7 protein-coding genes are annotated in these 12,088 nt (G+C 77.5%); 6 read left to right on the top strand and 1 reads right to left on the bottom strand.

Features of this window, described 5'->3' with window-relative positions; genetic code table 11:
- Window positions 1-50: 50 nt before the first annotated feature.
- Window positions 51-2,597 carry a DUF7617 domain-containing protein gene (locus J2S46_RS01190; RefSeq protein WP_229912994.1) on the bottom strand — a complete coding sequence of 849 codons (2,547 nt, stop codon included), beginning with the start codon at window positions 2,595-2,597 and terminating at the stop codon, window positions 51-53.
- 572 nt (window positions 2,598-3,169) lie between these two features.
- Here J2S46_RS01190 and J2S46_RS01185 point away from each other — a divergent pair.
- From J2S46_RS01185 to J2S46_RS01155, 6 genes are all read left to right on the top strand, one after another.
- Entirely contained in the window at window positions 3,170-3,772 is a 603-nt protein-coding gene (locus J2S46_RS01185; RefSeq protein ID WP_191291873.1) for a carbonic anhydrase, read from the top strand.
- 43 nt (window positions 3,773-3,815) lie between these two features.
- On the top strand, window positions 3,816-5,324 hold the full coding sequence (locus J2S46_RS01180; protein ID WP_191291874.1) for a SulP family inorganic anion transporter: 1,509 nt from the start codon (window positions 3,816-3,818) through the stop codon (window positions 5,322-5,324).
- A gap of 317 nt (window positions 5,325-5,641) precedes the next feature.
- Window positions 5,642-6,847 (top strand): AAA family ATPase, encoded by a 1,206-nt coding sequence (locus tag J2S46_RS01170; protein WP_229912995.1) that lies wholly within the window; start codon window positions 5,642-5,644, stop codon window positions 6,845-6,847.
- Window positions 6,844-7,467 carry a bpX5 domain-containing protein gene (locus J2S46_RS01165; protein WP_191291875.1) on the top strand — a complete coding sequence of 208 codons (624 nt, stop codon included), beginning with the start codon at window positions 6,844-6,846 and terminating at the stop codon, window positions 7,465-7,467. The genes J2S46_RS01170 and J2S46_RS01165 overlap by 4 nt, the downstream gene beginning before the upstream one ends.
- Window positions 7,464-9,161 (top strand): hypothetical protein, encoded by a 1,698-nt coding sequence (locus tag J2S46_RS01160; protein ID WP_191291876.1) that lies wholly within the window; start codon window positions 7,464-7,466, stop codon window positions 9,159-9,161. The genes J2S46_RS01165 and J2S46_RS01160 overlap by 4 nt, the downstream gene beginning before the upstream one ends.
- Window positions 9,158-12,079 carry a bpX6 domain-containing protein gene (locus J2S46_RS01155; RefSeq protein ID WP_191291877.1) on the top strand — a complete coding sequence of 974 codons (2,922 nt, stop codon included), beginning with the start codon at window positions 9,158-9,160 and terminating at the stop codon, window positions 12,077-12,079. Before J2S46_RS01160 ends, J2S46_RS01155 begins: the two co-directional genes overlap by 4 nt.
- The last annotated feature ends 9 nt before the right edge of the window (window positions 12,080-12,088 follow it).

Genomic DNA, 12,088 nt, shown 5'->3' with positions numbered 1-12,088 from the left:
GGGGACCGCGACCGGCCCCCGGGGAGGTCATCCCCGGGGGCCGGTCCGGATCACTCGCGGCCGGGCGCCGCCAGGATGCAGAGCAGGGAGCAGGCCACCGCGGAGGACGGTGCGGTCGTGGTCGGGGCGGTGCCGGCGGGCGAGTTCGCGGGGACGAAGCTCGCACTCGCGGTGTTCTTCAGCGGCAGCGCCAGCAGGAAGGAGTCGCAGTGGATCCGCCGGCTGCTCCCGGCGGCCAGGGTGAAGGTGCCGGCGGCCGTTCGGCACCCCGGGGTCACGGCGTCGTTGACGGTCACCGACACGGCGTCCACCGGCCCCGCGTTGGTCACGGTGATCCGCCAGTAGGCGGTGCCGAGCAGGCTCAGCAGGCCCACCGGGCTGCTCTTGACCCAGGGGCCCGGGCCGTCCGGCCCGCAGTCGCGCGGGTGGCCGGACGCGCAGATCTCCTTCTGGACGCTCACCTGCGGCCGGCAGCCGGGGCCGGGCGCGACGGCGGTGGTGACCGTGTTGGAGGTGAGGGACCCGGTCGCGTCGGTGCCGCTCGCGGTGTTGGACAGGGCCGTGGTCGCGCAGTCGGGCGTGACCGTGGTGCGGAAGCAGATCTGTGGCGCGTCGCCCTGGTACTCGACCACCAGGGCCGGGTGGTTGTCGGCGGTGAAGTCGCCGGCCGCGGTCAGCACCAGTTGCACGGTGACGGTGATCGCGGGGTGCGCCGCCACCGGGATGTCGGACAGGTCGACCGTGCCGGACCCGGTGAGGGCCGGGGTCGCCACGACGGTGCCGTCCGGGTCGCCGACGATCACGCGGGAGGCCGCCAGGTCGACATGGGAGAGGTCGATGTCGGTCAGCCGGGCCCGGGTGTACGCCTGTACGTGGCCGGGGCCGCCGTCGCAGTAGAAGTCGGCGGGCCTGAGCGTGACGGCCGCGCCGCTGTGCACGCAGGGGGAGGTGCCGTTGGCGGGGTCGAGGGAGAACAGGACGCCGGCGTCGCCCAGACCGATCAGGCAGCGGGTGGTGGCGTCGTAGGCGTAGCCGTAGTCACGGGTGTTGCCGCCGTTGACGCCGGGGTGGAGCGCGGGGGTCGGGAAGCCGGCGCACGGCGCGTCGTGCGTCCAGTCGTGGCAGACGGTCGCGCCCGGCACGCCGCCGCCCCAGACCGGGAACCAGCTGCGGGTCACGCCGTCCGAGCCGACCGTCTCGGGGTTGAAGGTCAGCACGCCGCCGCCCAGCGTCGACAGCGTGGCCGGCGCGGTGCGCGGCGAGCCGTCGAGGCCGTAGCAGGTGGTCAGCAGGGCCGAGCCGCCGACGGTGGTGGTGCAGACGCCGTCGGGCCGGCCGGCGGTGTCGTAGGCGGTGTAGGCGTTGTAGGTGTAGTAGCCGGCGTTGGGGCCGGCCGGGTGCGCGGAGTCCCAGCCCGCACAGACGGCCCGGGTGGTGGTGTCGAAGCAGCCCAGTACGGGCGGGCCGGAGGCCGTGGAGCCGCCGCTCTGCGGGGAGGAGGACGCGAAGATCCTGTCCCCGACGACGGTCAGCGCGCCGAGGTAGAGGGCCGTGGGCGTGCTGGGCAGGTCGTGGTTGGGGGCGACGACCGGCGCGTACGGTTGCCCGGCGCACGGGGTGCGGTGGGCGAGCGAGAGGCAGAGGACCTGCCCGGTGGTGGCGACGCCGTAGAGGCTGCCGCCGGCGGCGACCAGGCCGGCCAGGCTGTTGGCGCTGCTGGGCGTGCCGCCGGTGCTCTGCAGGGCGACGAAGCCGCAGTTGGCCCGGGCGTCGAGGTCCAGGCATCCCACGCCGACGGCGCCCGCGGTGACGGCCGGGTAGTACACCAGGCCGGGTCGCTCGGGGTCGAGCACGTACTGCGGTGTCAGGGGGCTGCCGATGTCGCCGGTGTTGCCCGTGCCGAGCGGGCCCACGGCGGTGTTCAGCGGGCGCGGCCACGGGCCGCCGGTGCACGGCAGGCCGGTCGACAGGCTGCTGCAGACGACCTGCCGGGCGGTGGGGCCGGCGTGGTGGTAGATGTTCCACGACTCGACCTCCCCGGAGGCCGTCCGGTGGAGGATCGGCGTGAATCCGTCGCCGCCGGTGGACTGCGCCGTCGGCCGGACGGGGGCGAGCAGCGGCGCGGAGAGGGCGGTGCCGCCGCTGCGCGCGGCGGGGTTCTGGGCACGGACTGCGACGGTGGCCGCGCCCGGGTCGGTCGTCGTCCAGTCGGTGCCGTCGGCGGACCAGGAGGGCGTCCAGCCGGGCGGGACGCGCAGGGAGCCGGGCTGGTAGGTCTGGGCGCTCCCGGCGCCGGTGACCGGGTCGGTGACGGTGGCGGGAGCGGCGGCGTCGCCGGGTGCCGCGTTCTGGTAGCCGATGGTCCAGTTGACGGTGTCGCCGTGGTCGACCGGGACCGCCCCGGGGTGGGTGACGTTCTGGACGCTCTTGACCAGCGTGGACGCGGCGCCGGCGGCGGGCGTGCCGTCCGTGGTCGCGGCGGCGGCGCCGGGGGCGGTGTTCCCCAGGCCGAGCAGGAGGAGTGCGGCGGTGAGTGCGGCGGCCGTGGCGGCGCGCAGCGGGCGGATCGGAACGGGCGGACGCGGGCTTCTCAGCACAGGTTCTCCACCTCAGGTCGCCAGGCAGGCTGACGGTTCGTCAACCCGCACTGCCGATCACGCTAGGTCGTGCGGAGAGCACCCGAGGGGGCATTTTTTCGTATTGGTCATGTCATGACCGAAGTTGACCGAACCACCGGGACCTGCTCCGCGACGATCCGGCGCCTTCGGCTCGTTGCCGGGGCGACCTCCGCCGGTGCCGTCCACCGGTGCCGTCCACCGGTGCCGTCCGGCGTGCGCCGCCCCCAAGGGCGGGGCTCCGGACGGGATTTCGATCCGTTCCGGAACACGCTCTCTTCCGTTCGAGCGCCAGCACGGTGCGGTAACAAGATGTTAACCGGACCGGCACAGGTTCCTCCCAGGCACGGCTTTTGCCTTTCGGATACCCATGCTTTACTGACGCTTGACGAAGCATCAGGTCACCGGAAGGTCACCGACGGTCATCGGCGCGCGGACCTGCCGCGCCCGGCGGCCGGTCCGGGGCCCGGCGCCTGTGCCGACGACCACTGCCCCGATCCGACCGCCCGCCCCCGCCGTCCACGGCGAGGAGGCAGAAGGAGGCACCCCCTCCCATGGAACCGCTGATCGACCGCGCCCGTGCCTTCCCGCAGCGCGCCGGCCGGTCCGGCCGCGAACTCGACGGCCTCGCCACCGGCCAGTCGCCGCAAGCGCTCTTCATCACCTGCTCGGACTCGCGGGTGGTGCCCGCCCTGATCACCGGGGCCGACCCCGGCGACCTGTTCGAACTGCGCACCGCCGGCAACATCGTCCCGCCCTACCGCGCCGACAGCGCCGCCGGCGAGACCGCCACCATCGAGTACGCCGTCGAAGTCCTCGGCGTGCGGGACGTCGTGGTGTGCGGCCACTCGCACTGCGGGGCGGTCGGCGCGGTGGTCCGCGGCGAGGACCTCAGCGTGACGCCCGCCGTCCGGTCCTGGCTGCGCAACGCCGACCGCGGCACGCTGCTGGCCGACGGGACGGACGTCTTCGACCCGACCGTGGCCGGTCCGGTGCAACGCCACGTCCTCGCCCAGCTGGACCAGTTGCGCGGCTATCCGGGCATCGCGGGGCGGCTGCTCGACGGCCGGGTCCGGCTGCACGGCTGGTTCTACGAGGTCCACACCGGGCTGGTGCTCGCGCACCGGGCCGACTCCGGGCTCTTCCTCCCGCTGTGACCCGGCCCCTGCCCTCCGTCCGCACCACCGAACCGAGGACCCGATGACCCGTCGTCCAGCCCTGCGGCCCGCCGCCGGCCGCTCGCCCGGCGCACACCGGTTCGCCGCCCTGCGAGCCGATCTCCCCGCCTCGCTCGTCGTCTTCCTGGTCGCGCTGCCGCTCTGTGTCGGGGTCGCCGTCGCCTCCGGCGTCCCGGCCGAACTCGGCCTGCTCACCGGCATCGTCGGCGGGCTGCTCACCGGGCTGCTGCCGGGCAGCAGCCTCCAGGTGTCCGGACCGGCCGCGGGGCTCACCGTCCTGGTGTTCGCCGCCGTCCAGGAGCACGGGCTCGCCACCCTCGGCGTGATCACCGCCGCCGCCGGGCTGCTCCAGCTCGCCATGGGCGCCCTTCGGCTGGGGCGGCTGTTCCGCGCCATCTCGGTGTCGGTGGTCCAGGGCATGCTGGCGGGGATCGGGCTGGTGCTGATCTCCGGCCAGCTCTACGCGCTGGCCGACGCCAAGGCGCCCGGCAGCGGACTCGGCAAGCTCGCCGGCTTACCCGGCCTGCTCGCCGACAGCGCGGCCTCACCGCGGGCGCTCACCGCCGCCGCGGTCGGCATCGGCACCGTCGCCGTCCTGGTGCTCTGGCCCCGGCTGCCCGCCCGGGCCCGGATCGTCCCCGGGCCGCTCGCCGCCGTCGCCGCGGCCACCGCCGTCACCGCGCTGCTCGACCTCTCCGTCGGCAAGGTCCAGGTCGCCGGCCTGGCCGGGGTGGTCGACCTGCCCGGCGGCGCGGACCTCGCGGCGCTCGGCGAGGGCGCCGTCCTCGGCACGGTGCTCGCCTTCGCCCTGATCGCGTCCGCCGAGAGCCTGTTCAGCGCCGCGGCGGTGGACCGCCTGCACGACGGCCCGCGCACCCACTACGACCGGGAGCTGATCGCCCAGGGCGTCGGCAACACCGTCTGCGGCGTGCTCGGCGCCCTCCCGATGACCGCCGTCATCGTCCGCAGCGCGGCCAACGTCCAGGCCGGGGCGCGGACCAAGGCCTCCCGCGTGCTGCACGGCCTCTGGCTGCTGCTGTTCGCCGCCTTCTTCCCCGCCGTCCTCTCGGTCATCCCGCTCGCCGCGCTGGCCGGCGTCCTGGTGCACGCCGGGGCCAAGCTGGTGCCGGCCAGGGCGCTCGTCCCGCTCTGGCGGGAGCATCGCGGCGAGGCCCTGATCCTGGTGGTCACCGCGGTCGCCGTGGTCGTGACCAACCTCTTCGAGGGCGTGCTGCTCGGCCTGCTGCTCTCCGTGCTGAAGAGCGCCTGGGACACCTCGCACCTCCAGGTGGACGTCGACGAGCGCGCGGACGGGACGGTCCGGGTGACGCTGGCCGGCAACGCCACCTTCCTGCGCCTGCCCCGGCTGCTGGACGCGCTGGAGAAGTTGCCCACCGGCCGGACCGTCCAGCTGGACCTGACCGGCCTGCGCCATCTCGACCACGCCAGCCGGAGCGCGTTGGAGACCTGGGAGGAGCGCCACAGCCGGACGGGGGAGGCGGTCGTCGTCCGCGTCCCGGCCGGCGTCTGACGGCCCGGCGGCGCAGGCCCGGCGAGCTGACCGGCGGCGCCCTCCCGGTCGGGTTCGGTGCCCTGCCCCACGAGGTCTCGTTGGCCGCCCCGTCCCGGGGGACCCGCGCCGAACCGATCGAGGTGCCGGACTCGCCAGGGTCGGCGCCGTGGAGGTCCAGGTCGAGACCGACGGGATCGGCGAGGCGCCGCTCGCGTACGAGCGGCCGCCCGCGGGGCTGGTCGCCGGCCGGGCGGTGATCCTCCCGCTACGGCGGCCGCACCGCCGCCGAAACCCGCTGGTGGGCGGCGGTGCGGCCGCCGTAGACTCCGGTGCTCGTGACCGAGACCAGCACGCACCCGACCACCGACCCCGCCGCGACCGGCCCGGCGTCCCCGACGAGTCCCGCCGGGGACGCCGAGCTGGTCGCCGCCGCCGTGGCCGCCGCCGGGCGGGGCATCACCGACCGTGAGAGCGTCGCCGAGGTGGTCACGCTCTGCGCGGTCGCCGGGGAGCACCTGCTGGTCGTCGGGCCGCCCGGCACCGCCAAGTCCGAGGCGGTGCGCCGGGTCGCCGCGCAGTTCGACGGCCGCTACTTCGAGTACCTGCTCGGCCGGTTCACCGAGCCGAACGAGCTGTTCGGCCCGGTGGACCTGCGTCAACTACGGGAAGGGCGAGTCGAGTTCGAGACCGCCGGGATGCTCCCCGAGGCCGACGTCGCCTTCCTGGACGAGGTGTTCCTCGGATCGACGGCGGTGCTCAACACGCTGCTCGGCCTGCTCAACGAGCGGGTCTTCCGCCGCGGCCGGACGGTGCTGGCCAGCCCGCTGCGGGTCTGCGTCGGCGCTGCCAACCACCTGCCGGACGACCCCGCCCTGGCCGCCTTCGCCGACCGCTTCCTGGCCCGCGTGTTCGTGGAGCCGGTCGCCGACGCCAGGCTGGAGGAACTGCTGGAGGAGGGCCGGCGTCCCGCGCCGACCCAGGCCGGCCCCGACCGCCCGGCCGGCCCGGCCGGCCTGCTCGCCGCCGTGGACCGGCTGGCGGCCGCCGCCCGGACCTGCGACCTGGACGAGGTGACCCCGCTGGTCGCGGCCGCGCTGCGCCGGCTGCGCGGGGCCGGCGTGCCGGTCAGCGACCGGCGGGCGGTGCGCTCGCAGAACCTGGTGGCCGCCGCCGCCGTACTGGACGGCCGTAGCACCGCCTCCGCGCGCGACCTGTGGGTGCTACCGCTGATCGCCCCGACCGCCGACACCCAGGCGCTGGCCCGGGACACCCTGGCCGACCTGATCGAGAAGGCCGCCAACCGCAGCCTGGCGCACGCGGCGGAGGAGCTCTCCCGCAGCACCGCCGCCCGGGCCGAACGGATCGCCCGCACCGGTACCGCCCTGCTGGCCGATCACCGCGGCCTCCCCGCCGGGCGCGACTCACGGCTGCGGCTGGAGGCGGCCCTGCGGGAGATCGACGCCGGCTTCGACCCGGCCGACCTGCCGGCCGCGCTGGCCGGCATACGCGCCGAGCTGGTCGCGGCGGTCGCGCCCTCGTGAACGTCCTGAACCCGCCCGGCCCGCGGCCCGGCCCACCGCCCGGGCCGCCGTCCTTCGCGTTGCGCTGGGAGCGCCGTGAGCCGCCGTTGTCGGCCACCGCCGTGCTGGCGGTGGGCGACACCGTGCCCGCGCTGGCCGCCGCCACCCGGGACCGGCTGCTCGGCGGCGCCCGGCTCGCCGTCCTCACCGACGACGGCCCCATGCCCGATTCCGTCGAGCCGCCCGATGCCGTCGAGCCGCCGGGCGCCGTTCCGGTGCTCGCCGCCTCCGGGGTGCCCGGTGCCGTTCGGGGCCCCGGCCCGGTCGAGCCGCCCGCCGACGCCACGGCGTTCCCGGACGGCCGTCGCGCCCTGCCCTCGGCCCCCCGACTGCTGCTGGTGCTGGGGGCCGAGGGCGACCTGCCGTGGGCCGACGGCGCCCGCTACCTCGGCCTCGACGCCGGTCTGCTGGTCCCGACCACCGCCCGCCCGGGGCCCGCCCCGGCACTCTGGCGCCGCGCCCTCGGGGCCGCGGACGGCCAACTCTGCGTCCTGGTCCCCGGCCACGCCCTGGTCGCCGACCCGCCACCACCCGCCACGGCGGCCGCCCTGGAGCCGTACACCGGGAGCGCCGCCCGATGACGACCGCCCGTCTGCCCGCCGCCCTCGCCCCCTGGGCCGCCACTCTCGCCCCGCTCACCCCCGAACTCGCCACCGCCCTGGGCCCGTTGCTGCGCCGGCTGGACGCCCTGGTCGGCGAGCACGAGCCGCTGACCGACGGCCTCGGCGAACCGGAGGGCCTCGGCGGCCTCGCCCGCACCGGCCGCCCGGACCAGCTGCTGCCCGCCGAGTGGCTGCTCGCCGACACCTACCCGGACGAGTTCCTGCGCCGCCTGGTCGACGGTGAACTGCTGTATTTCGCAACCGAGTTCCGAACTCCGGCGGCCCGCGGCCGGGTCGTCGCGCTGGTCGACACCGGCCCCCTCCAGGCCGGCGCCGGGCGGCTGGTCCAGCTCGCCGCGCTGCTCGTCCTGCACCGCCGGGCGGCGGCCCGCGGCACCGAACTGGTCGTCGGCGTGCTCGGCGACCCGGCCGGCCGGTGGCTCACCGGTGACCTCGCGGAGCTGCTGCCGGCCTGGCTGGAGGCCCGCCGCCCGGCCGACCCCACCCCCGAGGACGTGCGGCGGGCGCAGCAGAGCCTCGACGCCGACGACCGGGTGTGGCTGCTGACCTCCCCCCGGCTGGCCGGACTGCTCCCGGCCCGCGCCCGGGTGCTCACCGGCGAGCCGAGCCGCTGGTCCGCCGCCGGTGCCACCCACGTCACCGTGCGCCTCGACGGCGCCGGCACCGAACTGCCGCTGCCCGCGGCGGGGATCGCGGTACGGGCACTGCGCGGCGCGGAGTTCCGCCGGGCGGCCGCACCGACCGTGGCCGAGCTGCCCGCCGACGTCCCCCGGGGAGCCCTGCCCGCCTTCACCGGCGACGCCCGCACCCTGCTCGCCCGCGGCCCGCGCCCGACCACCCTGCTCGCCGTCAACCTGCCCGGCGGCGACAACTCCCACGTCACCGCGGTCCGGGCCCGGCGCCACCGGCTGCCCGGCCCGGTGATCGCCGCCGGGCGGATCGGCCGGCGACTGATCGCCCTCTACGCCGACGGCGACCGCCTCGCCCCCTACGTGAGCGGCCGCCGGCTCGGCGGACGCGGCGGCGAGCCGGGCGGCTTCACCGCGGACCTGAGCGCCTTCGGCGTCGACCGGGGGCTGCCGGCCGCCCTGCTCACCCGGCCCGTCCTGCCGCTGCTGCGCGGCGGTGACGACCTGCTGCTCCCGCTGGCCGGACGCTGGTGGCGGATCGCGCCCGACGGCGCCGTCACCGACGACGGGGAGAGCGCCCAGGGGGCCGAGGAGCGGCTCCCCTTCGACCGCTTCCGCGAGCCCCGCCTCTTCAGCGGGCCGCTGCCGCCCGAGGCGGCCGGCGCCCGCCATCTCGTGCACAGCGGCGCCACCGTCGGCTGGTCGCAGGACGGCAGGACCTGGCAGCTGCGGACCGGCACGGGTACACCTACGGGCCTCTCCTTCCGGGAGAACGCCGACGTGATCGGCCTGGTCCACCACGGCGGCACGCCGAGCCTGATCACCTGCACCCGCGCCGGCCGCCTGGTGCGTGCCGTCCGCGCCGACGGGGTCCGCACCCTGAGCCGCTTCTCCGGCGGCCCCACCCCGCCGGCCGTCCACCCGAGCCTGCCGTTGATCGCCGCCGAGACCCGGCCGGGCCGGATCGTGATCGGCGACGCGCACACCGGCCGGATCCACCACCTCATCGGGAGCGACGATTGAACGCCACCCCAGCTCCGGCGTCCGGCACCACCCCGGCCGCCGGCTTCGTCCTCGACGTTCCCGTGATCGGCGCGGCCGAGGCCGCCGAGCGGGTCCTGGCGCACTGGCGGGACGGCGCCGAGCTGCGTGAACTCCCCGACGGCCGCTGGCTGCTGGTACTGGCCGAGCCGGTGGTGGCCAGGGCCGACCGGGCCCCGGGGCTGCCGCTGCGGCGCGCGGGAAACGGCGCCCTGCTCGCTTTCGGCGCCCACCTCGCCGACGGTTCCCCGGCCGAGCCCGGCCACCTGGTGCACCCGGTGGGCGGGCGGACGCTCACCCACCGCATCTCCGGCCTGGCCCTGCTGGACCCGGCCGGCTGGCTCGACCTGACCGGCCTCACCCTGCACCGCCCGCGGCCGCTCGGCCCCGCCGACGGCGGCACGGCCGAAGCCGTCCTGGAGGCCCTGCCGCCCCGCCCGCGGCCCGACCTGAGAACGGCGGCCGGCATCGGCCCCCGCAGCGAGCGGGCCCACCGGCTCACCGAGGACGCCCCTGACGGAGCGGGCCGCCGGTGGTCCTCCCGGTGGCCGGGCGGCTTCGCGGCGCTGTCCCGGCAGGCCGCACGCGGCCTCACGGCCCTCCGGCCGGCGGCCGCCCTGCTGCTCGGCCTGGCCGGGCTGCTGGGGCTGCTCTGGCTCCTGCGGCTGCTCTGGCTCCTGCGGCTGCTCGGCGACCACGGCCCGAACCCGCTCGTGCTGGTCGTGGCGATCGCCGTCGGGCTGTCCGCCGCCCGCCGTCGCGCCGCCGGCACCGCCGGCACCGCGGGCGCCACCGGCGCCGCCCGCACTCCCGGGGCGGCCGGCCGGCCGGCCCCGGCCGCCGGGCGCCGGTGGCGTCGCCCGCCGCTGGCGGACCTGCTGGCCCGCCTGACCATGCGCAGCCCGGCCGGGCGGCTGGTGGCCGGCCGGCACGCCCGCTACCTGCGCGAACTCACCCGCGCCTTCGAGCAGCGCCGCTGGGAGGACGCCCTGCGCGACGCCGTCCGGGTCGCCGGGGACACCCCCGGCACCCAGCGGCCCTGGCTCTCGCTCACCCTCCCGCGCCGCTACGCGGGGGAGCTGCGTGCCACCCCCGGGGCAGCCGGCCCGGGCGGCGCCTCGCCGCTGTCCGCCCCCACCGTCCACCAGCACCTGTCCGCCCTCTACCGCGGCGCCGCCGAGTCCCTGGAACGCGAAGGCCGGGTCGACGAGGCGGCGTTCGTCCTCGCCGACCTGCTGAACGAGCCGGCCGAGGCGGTCGCCCTGCTGGACCGGCACGGCCGCACCGCGCAGGCCGCCGAACTCGCCGAGGGCCGCGAGCTGGCCGCCGACCTGGTGGTCCGGCTCTGGTGGCGGGCCGGCGAGCACGAGCGCGCGATCCGGACGGCGCACCGCCGGGGAGCCTTCGCCGCCGCCGTCGACCGGCTCACCGCCGGCCACCCGCAGGAGGCCCGCGACCTGCGGCTAGCCTGGGCGCGGCACTGCCGGGAGGCTGGGGACCGGCTGGGCGCCGTCGAGGCGGTCTGGCCCGACGAGGCCCTGCGCCCCACGGTCGCCGCCGACCTGCGCGACGCGGTGGCCCTCGGCGGCCCGGCCCGGGGCCGGGCGCTGCCCCACCTGCTGGCGCTCGGTGCGGGGGAGTCGACCAAGGGGCTCGCCCTCGCGCTGCTGGCCGGTGAGGGGGACGGGCGGCACACCGGACGCTCCGCGCTGTCCATGGCCCTCGCCGACCTGCCGGCCGCCGACCCGGCCACCGACCGCGAACTCGCCACCGCGGCCGCCCGGGCCGCCGTGCGGGACGGCGGCTTCGGCGACAACCCGGGCGGCCGGAGCGACACCGTCCTGTTCGACCGGCTCAGCCGTCGCGCCGACCCGCTGGCCGTCGCCGACCTGCCCCGGCCCCGGGCGCGCGCCCGCGCCGCCGGGACCACGCCCGTCCACACCGCCCCGGACCGGCCCGGCACGCTGCCGGTGCTGGACGCCGCCCTGCTCGGGTCGGGGTCGGTGCTGGTGGCCTGCGGGCACGCCGGGGTGCGGCTGCTCGCCGCGGACGGACGCACCAGGGCCCGCTGGGACGTGCCGGCCGACCGCCTGGTGCTCGCCGACCACGGTGGCAGCGCGCTCCTGGTGGCCGGCTACGGACGGGTGCGCGAGGTCGCCCGGCTCGACCTCGCCACCCGCGCCGTCCGGCCCTGGGCGACCTTGCCGGCCGCGCACTTCGTGCCGTCCTTCGACGGTCGTCACCTGATCACCGCCGACCAGGAGGGCATCTCGGTGCTGGACACCCTGACCCCCCGGCCGAGCCTGGTCTGGCGCGAACTGGGCGGCGGGCAGCAGCTGGTGGGCCGGATCGCCCGCACGGCCGGGGGCTGCGCGGCCGTGGTCGTCTCGACCCTGCCCGACGGCTCGCCGCTCACCGAGCTGTGGCGCTGGGACCTGCCCGGCTGGGAGCTGCGCTCCCGCCGCCGACTGGACGACGCCGAGGCCGACCCCGTCGCCTCGGCGGTGCTCGCCACCGGCGGACTGCTCATCGCCACCCTCCCCGACGGGCCGGGCGCGGAGCCGGCGCGGACCACCACCCTCCGCCGGACCACCGAGGCCGGTCGGCCGGCGCCCGAGCTGACCGTCGAGGGCGTCGCCCCCGGCGGCCCGGCGGTGGACGGCGACCACTGGGCGCTGACCGTCCCGCACGCCGACGGCTCCGGTCTCCTGGTGCACACGGGCAGCGGCCCGGCCGCCGCGCCGTCCGCCACCGTGGCCTTCCCGCACGCCGACCCGCCGGCGGTCGGGATCCGCCGGCACGGCGACGCCCTGACCCTCCGGCACCGCTCCGGGCGGGTCCTCGCGACCTCCGCCGACGGCTCCGTCGTCCTCGCCGCCCTGCGGGTCACAGCAGACTGAGGGAAGGCC

It is taken from the genome of Kitasatospora herbaricolor (assembly GCF_030813695.1).
Lineage (GTDB): Bacteria > Actinomycetota > Actinomycetes > Streptomycetales > Streptomycetaceae > Kitasatospora > Kitasatospora herbaricolor.
The sequence above is the reverse complement of the archived record's forward strand: the minus strand, read 5'-3'. Positions and strand labels throughout refer to the sequence as shown.

Coding starts and splice junctions, on each gene's coding strand:
- J2S46_RS01185 (WP_191291873.1), top strand. CDS start 3,170: ATGGAACCGCTGATCGACCGCGCCCGTGCCTTCCCGCAGCGCGCCGGC.
- J2S46_RS01180 (WP_191291874.1), top strand. CDS start 3,816: ATGACCCGTCGTCCAGCCCTGCGGCCCGCCGCCGGCCGCTCGCCCGGC.
- J2S46_RS01160 (WP_191291876.1), top strand. CDS start 7,464: ATGACGACCGCCCGTCTGCCCGCCGCCCTCGCCCCCTGGGCCGCCACT.